A 16,274-nucleotide genomic window follows, 5' to 3' on the forward strand; every position below is an offset into this window, starting at 1 on the left:
TATCCTTACTCAGGTTTAAAACTTATATTTCTGTTAAGATGTGTGCTTCATTCTATAAAATCGGCTCTTACAATGGATATTGAGGGGGTTAGATGTACGTTATTTTCTAGAAATCGGCATTACTTTTTAGTAGTACAAGTAAGGTTTTAATTCTTGGCATAGAACTTGCAAAGTAATTAAGTAGAAGCTATGCCAAGGGGGAGTTTTAATGAAACAATATTTATATAAACCAGAACGCCATTGGAAGGATATTGAATTGTGGAAAGATGTAACTGAGGACCAGTGGAATGATTGGCTTTGGCAGCTGACAAATACAATCAGAACGCTGGATGATTTAAAAAAGGTTATTAAGCTGACCCCAGAAGAGGAAGAGGGAGTCCGAATTTCGACAAAAACAATTCCGCTAAATATCACCCCTTATTACGCATCTCTAATGAATCCAAATGATTCGAGATGTCCTGTGAGGATGCAATCAGTTCCAATATCAAAGGAAATTTACAAAACAAAGTATGACCTGGAGGATCCACTATATGAAGACGAAGATTCCCCAGTCGCCGGATTGACACACAGATACCCAGACAGAGTCCTCTTCCTTGTCACGAATCAATGTTCAATGTATTGCCGTTATTGTACGAGAAGAAGATTCTCAGGCCAAATTGGTATGGGGGTCCCCAAAAAGCAGCTCGATGCAGCTATTAACTATATCCGAAATACACCAGAAGTCAGGGACGTATTAATATCAGGCGGAGATGGCCTTCTAATTAACGATACTATTTTAGAGTATATTTTAAAAAACCTCCGTGCCATTGAGCATGTTGAAATTATCCGGATAGGGACGCGCGCACCAGTTGTTTTTCCGCAAAGGATCACAGAAAATCTGTGTTCAATCCTAAAAAAATATCATCCAGTTTGGCTTAATACACACTTTAACACCTCGATAGAAATCACAGAAGAATCAAAGCTGGCTTGCGAGATGCTTGCTGATGCAGGCGTGCCTGTTGGAAATCAATCAGTAATCCTGGCGGGGATCAATGACAGCGTGCCGATTATGAAAAAGCTCATGCATGATTTAGTTAAAATTCGTGTAAGACCCTACTATATTTATCAGTGTGATCTATCAGAGGGAATTGGACATTTCCGCGCACCTGTCTCAAAAGGACTGGAAATCATTGAAGGTCTCAGGGGGCACACTTCGGGGTATGCAGTCCCTACTACGTTTTTTAAAGGAGGTATGGTATAATGCTTGTAATATCAATATTTTAGGAGGCAGCAATGAATGACAAAAACGGCAACAGGTATAAAGCACGTAGCTATGTACCTGCGCATATCACAGGAGAAGAAAAGTGAGAACGTGGAGACGCTCGCTAACCATAGGGATATACTGGAAGAATATTGCAAAGAAAACGGTTTGACCTATGAAGTATACGGTGAAGTGTTAAGCGGCGGCGCTAGTGAAATGGAAGCAAGACCACAGCTTCAGAAGCTACTTAACGAAATTGAAATGTTCGATGCTATTATAGTAATGGAGCTGAGCCGTCTGTCTCGTAACGGTTACATCAGCGAAGTAGTGCTAAAACAATGTCAAGACTATGATAAACCCATTATTACACCTGTTCATACCTACGACCTAGCCAATAACAATAACGACGTTCTTACATTTCGCTTCGGTTCTATTATAGCTTCGCAGGAACATGCGCTAATCGGGAAGCGTTCTAAGGCAAATAAGATACAAATGAGCAAAGCAGGGTTGCATATAAGCGGTAATGTTCCTTTTGGATACAGACGCAATAACAAGATAAAAAAACTAGAAATATACGAGCCAGAAGCCGATATAGTACGCCTTATCTTTAAGCTTCACTCGGACGGGCTAGGTAGCTACAAGATACGAGATATTCTTAACGAAGCAAGTTACAAGAGTGCGAAGGGCTTAGCGTTCAACCTTCCATCCATTAAACGCATTATTCGAAATGAAGCCTATAGAGGGGCAGTAGTTTTTAACGACAGGAAGCGAGTAAAAGAAGGAGGCAAGTACGTATATAAAACTATCCAGACTTATATTACAGAGAACGCTCACGAGCCGATTATAGAGCCCGCTGCATGGTACAAGTCAAATAAGATACGAGAAGCCAGAGCCGAAGAAGCGCTAAAGAATAGAGAGAGATCCGTAACAGAAGTAACGATGTTAAAAGACCTTCTCTACTGCGGCTGCTGCGGCAAAAAGCTAACCATACGCAAAGATAGCAAGAGCGGCAAGAACTACGTAAAAGTTTGTGACGCCCTGCTGCCATACTCAACGAAGAAATGCGGGAACGCTGGAATCCTATTAGAATACGTTATAGACGATGTGAAAGAAAAGCTAGAAGCGCACAGAATAGAACTGGAAGAGCAGCTAGATCAGATACTAGCACTAGACACTAGCGGTATCGAGCATAGCTTAGCGGAGACAGTAGCACAGCTTGAGCGCCAGCTAGTCGAACAGCAGAAGCAGAGTAAGAAATTAATCGAAATAGCTTTATTGGATATTTTTACACATGAAGAGCTAGCCGCTAAGAAACAGGAGATCACGAATAACATTGAATCTCTACAGGCTGGGTTAGAGGACGCAAGGAGAGAACAAACGGAGATAAACTTAAAAGGAATCGAAGATAAGTTACGAGACGTGATAGAAACGATTGAGCACTTTAAAGACCTCGACTCAATCCGGCAGAATGAACAGCTTAAGACAATTATTAAGCAAATACGCTATTACCGTCAAATGCCGCCAGAGATACGAGCACTATCTGCTAGGATCGACGAGAGAAAGTATTATCCTTTTAGATTGGAAATTGAATATATCTAGAGGACGCTTAAAGCGTTCTTTTTTTATATACGTGTTAGGAAGGAAATGTAATAATAGAGATATATTTCTATTTTAATTAAAGCTAAGTCATCAATAATCCAAAGGGAGAAATAATATGCCTGAAAAAATAGGGGAAATAATCTTTAATCTAATAATTCCAGCAATTTTTACCTTTATAATCACTTGGACAATAGCTTATTTTTTTGCGAATAATTCTTTGGTAACTGTAGGTGAATCTATTGAAATTAAAGAAAATCAATATTTGACACCTATAAATATTAACGCTCTAAATAATATAAATAAATTAAGTATAACTATCCCGAATGAGCAATTGACTGAGAACCAAGTCAATTCAAGTGCACCAATAAATATTTTACGCATAGAGAATAACATTGGGGTTGAGAATGGTTCTGTTTTTGAGATAGCCAAAGTGAACTCTGATTCTACTGTAGGGTTAATGGTCGAAACGACCACTATGTTAAATAGTAAAGATATAATAATTAACAAAAATGGGAATGCGGTAGATGTTAGATATTCATCAGATGTTGTAAGTCCTTTAGAAGATCAAAAAAGACAATTAATAATAAACGCTATTCTATATGCTGTAATAGTTTTTGCATTAAACTCTTGGGCGGATAAGAGACGAGACAAAAAGATACTAGCTGCTAAAGAAGAAAGAGATGCTGCATTTAAAGGATATGAGGAGAGCAAAGCAGACTTAAGATCTTCTTATGAAGTTGCTAACAAGGTTAATGAAAAATTACTAGAAGAGAAAAACCTAGAAATCCAAAATGCACGAAAAGAAATAGATAAATTTGAGAAAGAATTAAACAACTTTAAAACTGATATAAGAAAACATAATATTCTTCTCCTAGCTCGGTTAAATGATTATCGAAAAGAGCTTAACTTCTGGAGGAATACAATTAGAAAAGTTATATACGAACTACCAAAAGGGGAAGAAAAAGCTGAACAATTTATGAAAACAATTGCTTCGTCTTTGAAAACATATCAGACACATGAAAAAGAAGAATATAATTTTGAGACACTAAAGATTTTGTCTACTATGATTAAGGACACTGAGAAAGAAGCAGAAAAGGACAGCAGCCCGGGCGCTCAATAAGCGCTCTTTTTTCGTTCAGACAATGATTACTATTCCACAAACCGATAGAAATTCGTTTTAAGTCGTATGTAAACCACTATGAAATTAGGGAACGAAGTGTCCAAACCCTTGCGACTATAGGAGAGAAGACTAGTATAACTTATTCGTTATAATGAACAAAAGTATACGTATATAGAGAATCTATAAGATGGTGTGAACAACCGCAGGAAGTCATCCGGACTGAGCTACTAACAAACCCAGGGGGCTAAGAGTTTATTTTGAAGATTAATATTCAACTACGCGAAATACTATTGATGTCATAACTTAAAGGTTTTGACCCTGTTTTGCGGATATGATAGGATCAATATATAGAACTGTGTCATAACTTAGTGCCATAAATGTATTGGCAAAAGGAGAGTTTTTTGATGAAGTACGGGTACGCACGAGTAAGTACTACACAGCAAGACCTAGAAGCCCAGCTACAAATCCTAAAGCACGAAGGCTGTAACGTCATCTATTCGGAGAAGTTTACTGGAACAAAGGCAGAGCGCCCACAATTTACAGAGGTACTTGTGAAGCTTGAAGCAGGTGACACGTTAGTAGTAACGAAGCTAGACCGCTTCGCACGTTCTACAGTGGACGCAATAAATACAGTAAGAGCGCTGTTCCAGAAGGGCGTTAAAGTACACGTCCTAAATATGGGGCTAGTGGAAGACACGCCCACAGGTAGATTAATCCTTACGATAATTAGCGGCTTCGCAGAGTTCGAAAGAGATATGATAGTAGAGCGGACACAAGAAGGGAAAGCAATTGCAAAGCAGCGCCCAAGCTTTAAAGAGGGTAGACCGAAAAAGTTTAATAGGAAGCAAATTGAGCTTGCGTTAGAGCTATTAAAAACGCACTCATATACGGAAGTAGTAGAGAAGACGGGCATAAGCAAGAGTACATTAATACGGGCTAAAAGGGAGCAGAAGGCGCTATAAGGCGCTCTTTTTTATGCTGCAAGCCAGGGAAATTCCAAACCATTAAGAGCGCTTAGTAGAGAGAACAGGCGGGCATACATGCGGCTACAGGGTAAGTATAGTGTAACTGGCGGCATCATAGATCATAGTTGCACTTCCTATCTGGAATGAAAGTTTAAAGTGAAGGAGCGCACGCAAATAAAGGAAGCTCTTCCTTGTAGTATTGTGCATAAAAGAAAGCCTATATAACACTTATTGAAGCGGCTTCATAAACGTTCTGAACTCGCTTATGTTCACAAAAATACAACGTTTAAAATTAAAGGAATGATGAAATTAGGATACACGTTGAGCAGTTCCCCTCCCCCCAAGCCACCCCTTCCCCCTTCTACGACTGCCTTTCAAACAATGCGCATGCAAAAAAATACTCGAGGGGTCAACTGCGAACGAATGTGCGTATACAAAAGAGGTGTAATAGTGTAAGATATTGGTAGAATACCGTGAAATGAGGCGAAGAATATGGCGGAATATGTTGTGAACAAGGCAGGAGCAAAGGTGTATACAGATATTAGTAAGCACGAAGTATTAGCGATTCCTACGCTAAAGAGTACGGCAGAACAGGGCGCATTATACAAAGTACTTTCCGTTGGTATGCACCGAAAACAGACGCCAATAGCAACTGTAAAGAAAGGGAACGGAGCAAAGGCGTACATATTGCCAGAAGAGCTTCACGGATGGGCGTTAAACGTACTAATGACGAGCGCAGACGGGGTTAAGATGTTTCCTGCAACGGTTGAATTCGGCGTCTTAAACGGTAGATCTTACGCAGAGATATTGTAGGGAGCGGTAATGTGGAATGGAAAGTAAGAAAGTGGACAATATCTTAGCATGGAATATACATAGAAGGCTCTCCGAATGTTAAATTCGAACCAACCAAACAAACACTTCTTACTTTTGATTGAGCAGTAAGGGAAATAGAAGAATGGAACGATAGGAAGAATAAGTGAATCAAACTTTAAGCTAGCTTGTTAAGTTCACTTTAGTTTAATGTAACCGGGTGATGTCTTTTTTGTGATTTAAAGGGATTAAATATAGGTCGAATAATAAATAAAAGGAGGATACATATGGCTTATGATTTGAAAACTTTGGTGGATAACTTCCATGCAAACTTATCTGAATATAAATCCAGCTCAAGTCGCTATAATGAACATTCCACAAGAATAGAATATATTGATCCGCTCTTAGTCTTATTAGGATGGGATGTAACTAATCAGAATGGATTAAAACCGAATTTAAGAGAAGTCATACCAGAGAATTATGCGAAGAAAGGAGACCGCCCGGATTATACCTTTACGGTGAGTGGAGTTAAAAAGTTCTTTTTGGAAGCAAAGAAACCAGCGGTTGATATAACGACAAACAAAAGTGCAGCTCTACAAGCGAGGCGTTACGGATTTTCTGCAAAACATTACATAACTGTGCTAACTAACTTTGAGTATCTACTAATCTATGATACTAGTGTTATCCCAATGGAGAATGATGAACCTCATGTTGCCTTACTTGGAAAATACCATTATACAGAGTATCAAGCTAAATGGGATGATATCCATTCAATTATTTCAAGAGCTTCCATTTTTAGTGGTAAGTTTGAGGCGAATTTTAAGGATTTAATTAATCATAGAGTTGTAAAAACTGTTGATGACTATTTTTTGGAGCAGATAAATGATTGGAGATTGAAGCTAGCGAATTATTTGTTTTATCAAGACAATGAAGAGTATTCAATAGAACAAGTTAATGATATTACGCAAACATTTATTAATCAGATGATTTTCCTGCGTATTTGCGAAGATCGTAATTTGCCTTTGTATCACAATTTAAAAGAAACATTAAAAGACCACGAAGTTATCAAAGAAGAGGTATTTAAAGTACTTGAGCAGGCGGACAAAAAGTATAATTCTGGCCTCTTTGAAAATAATTCAATTGTAATGAACCTGGATAATAATATCGTTATGGAAATGATAGAGGGGCTTTATTATCCTAAGAGCCCCTATATCTTTAATGTAATTGAATCTAATGTCTTAGGAGAAATCTATGAATTATTTTTATCTCAGAAGCTAAAAATAGTCGATGGAGAGATTACTCTCGTTAAGGTTAAACAAATTAAGAAAGAAAAAAAAGGCAGGGCAGAAAACAGAGATGTCGTCTCAACTCCTACGGAAATAGTAAGGTTCATTGTTAAAAAAGCACTAACCCCATTGGTTGAAGATAAAAAGCCAGAGGAGTTGCTGGAGCTTAAGATAGCAGACATAGCATGTGGTTCAGGTGTCTTTTTAGTTGAAGTGTATGATTTCCTTATAAACTATATAAAAAATTGGTACTTAGATAATCAGAGGAATTTCTTAATTGAAGGGGAAAATGATAGTCACTATCTTCCTTTTGATCTTAAAAGAAGAGTTTTAGAATCATGCATTTTTGGATTAGATATTGATGCTAATGCTGTAGATGTAGCCCAATTTAGTTTGTTACTAAAATTATTAGAAGGAGAGACAATCCCAACTCTAGATGGTAAAAATAAGGTTCTTCCAGATTTATCAAGAAATATACTTCAAGGAAATGCCTTAGTTGATTCAAACCACTTTCAAGGTGGGTTACCACCGAGAGAAGAAAGACTAATGATTTCCCCATTTAATTGGGAAACGAATGGCTTTGGTGAATTTGATGCTATTGTTGGAAATCCACCTTATGTAAAGACAGATGATATGAGAGCTTTTTTAACAGGAACCGAATTCAAAATTTACAAGAAACAATATACTACATCGTATAAGCAATTTGACAAGTATTATATGTTTATTGAACGTGGTCTTTCAAAATTAAAAGACCAAGGTATTTTGAGTTTTATAGTGCAAAATAAGTTCTCCAAAATTGACGCAGGAGAAAAATTAAGAGAGTTAATTTCAAGTTATGCTGTTAAGGAGTTTATTGATTTCGGTTCAACGCAATTATTTAGAGATAGAAAGGTAATTGCTTATAGCTCTATTATTACTATAAAGAAAGAACCTGCTGCTGAATCATTTATTTTTGAGGAAGTAAACGATTTAAATGAGTGGTGGACTAACCAGGTTGATGATCCTGACTCCCTAAAAAGAATGACATTAGACTCTAAACTATTGACCAAAGACCTTTGGCTTTTAGTCGCTAACCCAAAAGAATGGGATTTAATTAGTATTTTGTACAGGGATAGTATATTACTAGGGGACGAGAATTTTTTCCATACGTTTAACGGTGTACAAACAAGCGCAGAACAACCAGCTGTCTATTCCTTCTCTAAGAAAGATATCATAAAAGAAGATAGCAGTTATTTCTATATCAATAGGGATGGCCATACTTTTCCTATAGAAAAAGCTATAGTAAAGCCATACTTTAAACCTCGTAGATCAAAGGATAATAATATCAAGAGTTACGATATAGTCCAGCCTTTCATGTGGATAATTTTCCCTTATGACGAGAGCGGAAAAATTTATTCACCAACAGTAATGAAGAAAGATTTTTCGGAAACCTGGAAATATTTAAACCATTACTATAACAGACTGCTACCAAAACAACTTAGTCCCAATAAAAAAGGACGAGATGTTCCCCATGCAACAAAGGATACGTGGTATCATTATGGTAGAAACCAAGCTTTTAAAGATTTTAAAAACAATCCCAAAATAATAATTGGGGTAAATACACATAGAAGAAATCCGTTAAATCTTTTAGATTACAACGACATGGTAATAGCTTCTGGAGGGACAGCAGGATATTGTGCAGTTTCTATAGCGGATGGTAGCGATTACCATCTAGAGTATGTACATGCTATTTTGAACCACCCAGCAATTGTATGGTTATGTTCTGTTATGGGTAGTGACTTTGAGGGTGATTTTTATTCAAGAGGCACCTATGCATTAAATAAATTACCAATTAAGCATATTAACTTTACTAATAAGGAACATATGGAATATTATCATAAGGTAATACGATATTCGCAGGAAGTATATGATCTCAACGAGGAGTTAGCAAAAACAGGCTTAAGTAAGAAAGACAAAGTAACCCTTGAAAGAGATAAGGAAGAGTTAATAAAAAATATTCAAGATATGATTACAGATTTTTATGGGATGGACCATCTTAAGAGTATCTTCGAGAATTAAGGGTGATGATGTGAAGTTATTAAGTCAGAATTCGGCTCAGAAATTGCGTGGAGGTTATTACACACCAATCGAAATGACTGACTATATTGCTCAGTGGGCATTTTCTGATGGAGACAAAAGGAATGTTTTGGAACCAAGTTGTGGAGATGGAGCATTTCTTGAGAGCCTAAAGAGTTATGCGAATCGGTTTGAAGAATGCTTAGCTATTGAGCTGGATTCAACAGAGGCTCAAAAGGCTTCCGAACTTGTTAGCGATATAGAAAACTTTAACGTGGTAAATAATGATTTTTTTCAGGAGTTTGAATGGAATCTACGGGGGCAGCGGTATGACCTTATCTTAGGGAATCCCCCTTATATTAGGTATCAATACCTAACACCTGAACAAAGAATTACTCAATCTAATATATTGGTAAGTAATGGGATGAAATCTAATAAATTAATCAACGCATGGGTGTCTTTTTTGGTAGCTTGTGTGGAATTGTTAGATACCAATGGAAAGATTGCTTTAGTCATCCCGGCAGAATTACTCCAGGTTGCATATGCAGCAGAGTTAAGATTATTTCTCTCGAAAAATTTATCACAGGTTACAATAGTGACCTTTAGAGAACTTGTTTTTCCGGACGTTCAACAAGAGGTTGTTATATTGCTCGGAGAAAAAGGTGAAAATCTAGAAGAAAATATTATATCTGTAGTGGATTTGCAAAACTTAGATCACCTTAACCAGGATTCCATTAATGAAGCAATCGAATATAAGCAAATTGACCATAATAAAGATAAGTGGACAAAGTATTTCCTTAATAATACGCAGCTTGAAGTAATTTCTAATATTACAAAACATAATTTGTTTAAGAAGTTTAAGGAATATGCTTCTGTAGATATTGGGATTACTACAGGAAATAATAAGTATTTTTCAGTCACTAACTCTTTGGTTGAGCAATATCACCTTCATAAGTATGCTCTTCCGCTTATAGGAAGGAGTGCACATGCGAAAGGTCTTTTCTTTAATGAGCAGGATTGGTTAGAAAACGTAATAGACGGTTTGCCAGCTCAACTGGTTCATTTTCCGGACGTGCCAGAAGAAGAGTTACCTTCGAACCTTCAAGATTACGTAAAATATGGTGAAACCAATAACCAGCATACTGGTTATAAATGCAGTATCCGCAAAAATTGGTATCGAATCCCTTCTGTCTGGGTGCCTGATGCATTTTTCTTAAGAAGAAATGATACTTATCCTAAGTTCGTTCTTAATGAAATTAATGCAGTTAGCACTGATACCATGCACCGAATAAAATTCAAAGAGAATGTTGACCATCTCAAAGTCCTTCTAGCTTATTATAATAGTATCACCCTTGCGTTTACTGAGATAGAGGGTCGCAGTTATGGGGGAGGAGTCTTAGAAATACTGCCAGGGGAAGTTGAGAATATCTTACTACCAAATCTTGAAAACTTAGATGAGGAGACAGTTAATCGTTTGCTTAATTTAATTGATCGAAACATAAGGGAAAGAGGACGCATCGAAGATATTTTGCCCGAAGTTGATGCAGTCATTTTAAATCAGCACCTAGGTATAAGTAATGAAATAATTACATCTTTCAGAGATATTTGGCGTCAACTAATGAATAGAAGAAGACAACGCGCTTAGTATCTTATTTACCTCTATGTTTTAGGCATAGAGGTTTTTTTAAATATGTTTACGTGGGAAATTTCCTACATTTACATAGCATTGTTATTAATCTATAATATTTATAACTCCGTTGGAAAAATATTACTTATAGTCAAAAGGAGGAATAGAAAGGGAAATGTTCTTTAAGAGTGTATATGTAACTGAATTGTTCACAAATATAGCTAAAGAAAAATATATTTTTGATGTTACTTTAGGGGATTCTAAACTTGTCAAAATACATGTAAATTCATCTGATTCAAAGCATGTTACATGCTTATATCAATGCCTGGTGTCGGAACCTCTATTTAATGCACTAAGGGACGGATTTGATAATGAAACCTTTGAATTATCTCAAAAGGAAGAGTTACTGGAAGTAAGAAATATAATTAGACAAGCATATAAACACTTTATGAAAACCACTATTTACTTACTTGATTGGTACGAAATGGACGTAAATAATGTTGGGACTTTAAAAGAGTATAAGTACTCGTATGATGGTGATGAATGGTTCTCTATTCCTTATATACTTATTGGTGAACCTAATGCAACTGTATCGGTTTATCCCTCGCATAATATAACGTCCCAAACTGAACAGATAATTCAAAAGAGTCTTAATGGAGACTTTTTACGATCCTATGTAGCGTTAAGTTATCTTCATAAAGCTAAACGAGAGCAGGATAATCGCCACAAGTGGATTAATGCGACAATAGCTGCAGAGCTTGCCATAAAGGAGTTTTTGATTAGTGATAAGCCTGAGTTAAGAACTTTAATTTTTGAAGTCCCTTCTCCACCCTTACATAAGCTTTATGGAATAGTATTAGAATCTTTCTACGGTGAAAAATCACCTAAGGTTTCTGAGCTAAACAAAGGTGCCTTCAAACGGAACTCATTAATCCATAAGCCAAATGAAGTGTTATTAACTAGTGAAGAAGTGGAAAAATATATTAAAGATGTTGAGCAAGCAATTTTTCATTTATATTCACTGATATATAAAGATAATACATTAATAAAAAGTTATCTCGAAGACTAGATTGAAAGAGAAGAAAATTTATTAGGAACTTATAGTACAGTCATGTAAAGATTACATTTTAATAACAACCGAATTAAGGAGAAACCATGTCAGCAAATTTTGTTATAAATAACATTGTTGGAATTATTGGTATTATTACTGCGATAGCTATCGCTGTTGTATCGTATATAAAAAATAGAACTAAGAAAGAATTATCGTATTCAGTACTTTCGTCAACTTCTCTTCTAATTAAAGATGAGGCGTTAAAAAATAGGATGAAGCTTTTACTTGATGGAGTGGAAGTAAAAGGTGAAGTACATTTAGTATTAATAAAACTAGCTAATACAGGAAATGTGCCTATAAAGCCAACTGAGTTTACGGAAGATTTAAAAATCATTTCAAGAGGAGCAATAATAGTTGCAGAGGTAAAAGAAACGAACCCTGCAAATTTGAAAATAAAGATAGATAATGCTATAGGTGATGTATTAGGTACAACTTCTGTTAAACCGATGCTATTAAATCCTAAAGATGAGATAATATTCAAACTTTTAGTAAATAATTACAAAAATGATATTGAATTATCTAGTAGAATTGTAGGGGTTCAAAAGATTCTAAAGTCAAAAAGGAAATTTCCTTTGAGTGCAACTGTTTTGTCTTTAGGAGCAATTTTATTACTACAAATACTTAGTAAATTTGAAATAGACAATGAGATGACAACCTTTTATGGTATTGGTTCGTCAATACTAACAGCTATGGTTATTTCGGCAACCATCTTTTGGATCACAGAATGGTATAAATGGAAGAAAAACTTGTCTTAAAGCCCGTTAATTACTATTGATTTGGAGTTCTACACATAAGTATTTGTAGAAGATTGGACACATTAATACAGTAATTTTAATGAATTTTACTTTAAACTAATCACTGGAGAGTAATATTGGGGGTGTCAAATTGAAAGTCTTTGAAAGTGATGATAAATTTGTCCTGACAGTGAATGGTGGTTATTTTAAAGAATTTGTTAGTGAGCCTAAAGCGATAATATTAAATTCTCGTCCTAAGCCCTTAAGAAAATGGCTTACTCCTACAGAAAAAGACGAAAATGTATTTACGGACGTTAATTGGAATTATGATTATGAATTCAGCGAGTATTTATGTGATGGAGATTCTGTGTATATTCTGGAAATATTATATACCAGGTATAGACCTGGATATGCTAAGGGGAAAGCCGAATTTATTATAAACTCAGAATACGCAAATGAAAAAATCATGTCACTAAGACTCAGAGGAAGCATCCAAGAATTTCATTGGGACGATATTGCGAAACGATGGAATGATTATTGTTTCAGCTAACAACATTTCAATACAATTACAAACAAAAACAACATATAAAAGAAATCTTTGTGGTATTTTTTGGATACCACTTTTTTTGTGTATATTACCAAACATTCATAAAAGCTGCGCCTAGTTATTGGACGGTAGAACTTTATTGCCGAACAATAACAAGGATAAAGGAGCGCAAAGTAAATGAGAAAAGTATTTAATAAATCCAGGCTGCAAGAGAACGGAGAAAAGTTTATACCGCTGCCATCGAACCTTCGCCACTATGTGTATATGAATAACTATAAGGCGGAAATGAGCTTTCTTTATGGACTTATCGTGGATTATTACAACGTCGAAAAGGGTTATGCGTTTCCAAGTATCTACCAACTTGCCAAGGACTACGGAAAAAGCGAGAAGACAGTAGGCGAGCATTTAAAGGTACTTAAGAAAGTAGGGCTAATCGACGTATTTGAGAGCTCAAGGGGCAAAGTAAACTTCTATAAGCCGCTCGTACCTCTTACGCAAGAAGAATTCTTCGCAAAATACCCAATTGCTGCGGAAAACTTCGAAAAAAGGGAGAATGCTACAAGGAAAAAAGTTAATGACGACTTGTTCCGGTTATGGGCGGCAGAAGCAAAAAGCAAGTAGTGTAAATTCGTTATGCGGGGGAAGTGAAAAGTTAAGATCAAGAAGGTGTTTTAGGGTACTTCTTACAGTAAAACTAGGTGCCGGTACTTGTATCTTCTACACGTAAACTATAATTATTTAACGACATTTATTAAACTAAAATTATTAACGATATTTAGTGTTAACTAAATATCCAGTAGCTAAAGCTACTAGGCTAATACATGCGTATTATCCTAAAGTTTTTAAAAAAAGAAAAGGCATATAAAAACAAAAACGCATGCCTATACAATAGAAAGAGATATAATAAGAACGATAGAAGCGATAAAGGCCAGAGTAGAGTACAGGACAACGCTGCCGTAACGACAGGTCGCACAGCTGGATATTAAGTCCGCTATACCTAATAAAAAGTATGCGTAAAAGAGCAAATAATCGTAAAATATACCGCAAATAATCACACTATATGCGTACCTAATAGTAGGGAAGTACCTAACACTTCCCATTCATTCGTCCTATTCCGCCTAGGGGCTAGTTTTTTACTAGCTCCTTTTTTATTTTGTTAACACGATAAATGAGTGACTACTACAAACGTAAAAGACGAAAGGGGCAACAGCATGATCGGAAAACAACTTCAATATATCCGCCAAGCATTAAACCTCAGCCAGAACGAAATGGCATACGCACTAGACCTTACCTTAATTACAGTATGGCGTATAGAGACTGGAAGACAAAAGCCGCTGCCTAAGACAATACGCCATATACAGGAAGTACTTTGCTATGACGAAGAAGATTTGATCGAAATTAACGAGCTACTTGCCGAAAGCGAGAACAGCCGTAGACACGCACGACTAAAAAAGAAGCTACGTGAACAGGCAAACCTATAAGAATGTAACATTATATGTATAGCAATTATTATTAGAGACCGATTAAATCTATTCGAGCTAGCACCGTTGCTAACAAGCGGTGAAGGCTGCTAGATAGATCTTATTAATTTAAATCTATTACAGGGGGCTAAGTTATTTATGACTATCGAGACTATAAGAGATAACTTGGAGAAAGCGCAGCAGGTTAGAGATAATGTATCAGCAGTTATACGTCAGTTCCATATCGTGCCTTACCAAGAGCACCGCGGCAAAGTAAACGCTGACCGAATGCTAAGCGAAGAAGGTAAGCAATTCCAGCTGTTAAAGCTGCGGGATAAATTCGAAGTAGAGACTATGAAGGCTCTCTATGAAATGCAAAAAACGCAAGACCAAGAGGTAATAAACGCACGTAATGCAGCCGAGAAAGTACTCACCCAGCCTCTTCCAAAAGTAAATGACATACATCAGCAGCTATTTAAGGATAAACTGCAACAAATAAAAGCCAATGTTATGTTTGCGTCTAGTTATAAAAGCGCACTAGAGGCTTTACAAGGACTAACAGACGAAGAAGAACCTGCACTAGTAAAGCAAGCAACTGAGAGCTTACTAACTCTTTCTAATGAAGTGATAGCTAATGCGACCGGGGAAGACCGCATACAAGCTAAAAGGCAACTAGGATCTTTATACAAAGAGTTAGTTAAAAAAGCGCAGCCTAAGGACGCGGAAGAAGCTAAGAAAGCCTTAGAAATGGCTAACAGTATGCTAGCTGCTAACTTAGTTTCTTCCGTTTTAGTTAGCGCTCTAGGCGAAATAAGCAGGGACTTAGCACGCTTTGCTAACAATCCATATGCGTATATGACAACAAAAAGCGACTTTATTAAAAAAGTGAGCATGTACTAACGAGGACGAGTCAACGAAGATTAGGGCGGCGAAAGCTGCTCTCTTTTTTTTGCCCACAAGTACCAAGAATCGATAAGGGCTGCGCCTATCTTTTCAAACAAAGAAAGAAGGCGAAAAGATGAGGTTAAAAGTAATTGGACTAATTCACAAGCTCATACGCTGTAAAAAGGGTAGGTTTGCGAGGGGGCTGCGTTATGAGTAAACAGCAAGAGCAAGCGAAGCCACAAGCAGAGAAGCGACGACCAAAAGGAACTGTTATCGAGGTTAACAAGCCGAACTACAAAGTATGGGCAGAATGCATAATATCGCAATATGTGAGGTATGGGGGAGTTAAATAACTCTCCTTTTTTATTTCCTTTTTATACATCATTTAAAAAACGCAGTCCCAACGTTCGTCGTCGATGCACCAGGCGGCGGAGGGAAAATCGCATTGCAGCCAAATTACCTGATATCACAAAGTCCTGAAAAGGTGGTTTTAAGAAACTTTGAAGGGGTGATTACCTCTTATCCGGAGCCCGAAAATTATGTGGCCGGGCAGGCTGATGATTATTTCAGCAATATTTACCCTGACTACGAAAAGAAAAAGTCGAACGTGGGAATTGCGGCTGTTATGAATGACAGCAAATTCAACTTGGTACCGAAAGATCTGCAACGATTGGATAGAAGACAAAGTTACCAGGAAGACCCAAATTACTCTTCACTTAAGGATAAACGTGAAAAACGTGATGAGCTGAAGGAAAAGAAATTTATTTCCCAGCAGCAAAAAATGACCGAATCTGGTGATCAGGAAAAAGTACCAGGGGGTGATGAGTAGGTGAAT

13 protein-coding genes and 2 pseudogenes are annotated in these 16,274 nt (G+C 36.7%); all 15 read left to right on the plus strand.

Annotated features, from left to right (window positions below; genetic code table 11):
* Positions 1–208 precede the first annotated feature (208 nt).
* Positions 209–1,213 (plus strand): annotated as a pseudogene (kamA, locus tag HRJ06_RS11040) (lysine 2,3-aminomutase); the annotation flags it as partial.
* 63 nt (positions 1,214–1,276) lie between these two features.
* On the plus strand, positions 1,277–2,839 hold the full coding sequence (locus HRJ06_RS11045; RefSeq protein ID WP_174732986.1) for a recombinase family protein: 1,563 nt from the start codon (positions 1,277–1,279) through the stop codon (positions 2,837–2,839).
* A gap of 115 nt (positions 2,840–2,954) precedes the next feature.
* Positions 2,955–3,959 (plus strand): hypothetical protein, encoded by a 1,005-nt coding sequence (locus tag HRJ06_RS11050; protein WP_174732987.1) that lies wholly within the window; start codon positions 2,955–2,957, stop codon positions 3,957–3,959.
* A gap of 404 nt (positions 3,960–4,363) precedes the next feature.
* On the plus strand, positions 4,364–4,921 hold the full coding sequence (locus HRJ06_RS11055) for a recombinase family protein (RefSeq protein WP_174732988.1): 558 nt from the start codon (positions 4,364–4,366) through the stop codon (positions 4,919–4,921).
* Between the two features lie 495 nt (positions 4,922–5,416).
* Positions 5,417–5,737, plus strand: a complete 321-nt coding sequence (locus HRJ06_RS11060) for a hypothetical protein (RefSeq protein ID WP_174732989.1) — start codon at positions 5,417–5,419, stop codon at positions 5,735–5,737.
* 284 nt (positions 5,738–6,021) lie between these two features.
* On the plus strand, positions 6,022–9,078 hold the full coding sequence (locus tag HRJ06_RS11065; protein WP_174732990.1) for an Eco57I restriction-modification methylase domain-containing protein: 3,057 nt from the start codon (positions 6,022–6,024) through the stop codon (positions 9,076–9,078).
* Positions 9,079–9,088: 10 nt separating this feature from the next.
* Entirely contained in the window at positions 9,089–10,720 is a 1,632-nt protein-coding gene (locus tag HRJ06_RS11070) for an Eco57I restriction-modification methylase domain-containing protein (protein ID WP_338421081.1), read from the plus strand.
* 157 nt (positions 10,721–10,877) lie between these two features.
* Complete coding sequence (locus HRJ06_RS11075) at positions 10,878–11,771, plus strand: hypothetical protein (protein WP_174732992.1); 894 nt, start codon at positions 10,878–10,880, stop codon at positions 11,769–11,771.
* A gap of 86 nt (positions 11,772–11,857) precedes the next feature.
* Positions 11,858–12,568 (plus strand): hypothetical protein, encoded by a 711-nt coding sequence (locus tag HRJ06_RS11080; RefSeq protein WP_174732993.1) that lies wholly within the window; start codon positions 11,858–11,860, stop codon positions 12,566–12,568.
* A 130-nt stretch (positions 12,569–12,698) separates the two neighbouring features.
* The gene (locus tag HRJ06_RS11085) at positions 12,699–13,097 is read left to right on the plus strand and encodes a hypothetical protein (RefSeq protein ID WP_174732994.1); all 399 of its coding nucleotides are present in this window, start codon (positions 12,699–12,701) and stop codon (positions 13,095–13,097) included.
* A 174-nt stretch (positions 13,098–13,271) separates the two neighbouring features.
* Positions 13,272–13,715 carry a helix-turn-helix domain-containing protein gene (locus HRJ06_RS11090; protein ID WP_174732995.1) on the plus strand — a complete coding sequence of 148 codons (444 nt, stop codon included), beginning with the start codon at positions 13,272–13,274 and terminating at the stop codon, positions 13,713–13,715.
* 551 nt (positions 13,716–14,266) lie between these two features.
* A complete protein-coding gene (locus HRJ06_RS11095; RefSeq protein ID WP_174732996.1) occupies positions 14,267–14,575 on the plus strand; it encodes a helix-turn-helix transcriptional regulator in 309 nt (102 codons plus the stop codon).
* A gap of 138 nt (positions 14,576–14,713) precedes the next feature.
* On the plus strand, positions 14,714–15,454 hold the full coding sequence (locus HRJ06_RS11100) for a hypothetical protein (protein ID WP_174732997.1): 741 nt from the start codon (positions 14,714–14,716) through the stop codon (positions 15,452–15,454).
* Between the two features lie 194 nt (positions 15,455–15,648).
* Positions 15,649–15,792, plus strand: coding sequence for a hypothetical protein (locus HRJ06_RS11105; RefSeq protein WP_174732998.1), 144 nt, complete (start codon positions 15,649–15,651; stop codon positions 15,790–15,792).
* 41 nt (positions 15,793–15,833) lie between these two features.
* A pseudogene (locus HRJ06_RS11110) lies at positions 15,834–16,268 on the plus strand (lysine 2,3-aminomutase); the annotation flags it as partial.
* Positions 16,269–16,274 lie beyond the last annotated feature (6 nt).

This window comes from Mesobacillus harenae (assembly GCF_013343715.1).
Lineage (GTDB): Bacteria > Bacillota > Bacilli > Bacillales > Cytobacillaceae > Mesobacillus_A > Mesobacillus_A harenae.

Coding starts and splice junctions, on each gene's coding strand:
- HRJ06_RS11090 (WP_174732995.1), top strand. CDS start 13,272: ATGAGAAAAGTATTTAATAAATCCAGGCTGCAAGAGAACGGAGAAAAG.
- HRJ06_RS11100 (WP_174732997.1), top strand. CDS start 14,714: ATGACTATCGAGACTATAAGAGATAACTTGGAGAAAGCGCAGCAGGTT.
- HRJ06_RS11065 (WP_174732990.1), top strand. CDS start 6,022: ATGGCTTATGATTTGAAAACTTTGGTGGATAACTTCCATGCAAACTTA.
- HRJ06_RS11105 (WP_174732998.1), top strand. CDS start 15,649: ATGAGTAAACAGCAAGAGCAAGCGAAGCCACAAGCAGAGAAGCGACGA.
- HRJ06_RS11055 (WP_174732988.1), top strand. CDS start 4,364: ATGAAGTACGGGTACGCACGAGTAAGTACTACACAGCAAGACCTAGAA.
- HRJ06_RS11060 (WP_174732989.1), top strand. CDS start 5,417: ATGGCGGAATATGTTGTGAACAAGGCAGGAGCAAAGGTGTATACAGAT.
- HRJ06_RS11050 (WP_174732987.1), top strand. CDS start 2,955: ATGCCTGAAAAAATAGGGGAAATAATCTTTAATCTAATAATTCCAGCA.
- HRJ06_RS11045 (WP_174732986.1), top strand. CDS start 1,277: ATGACAAAAACGGCAACAGGTATAAAGCACGTAGCTATGTACCTGCGC.
- HRJ06_RS11080 (WP_174732993.1), top strand. CDS start 11,858: ATGTCAGCAAATTTTGTTATAAATAACATTGTTGGAATTATTGGTATT.
- HRJ06_RS11075 (WP_174732992.1), top strand. CDS start 10,878: ATGTTCTTTAAGAGTGTATATGTAACTGAATTGTTCACAAATATAGCT.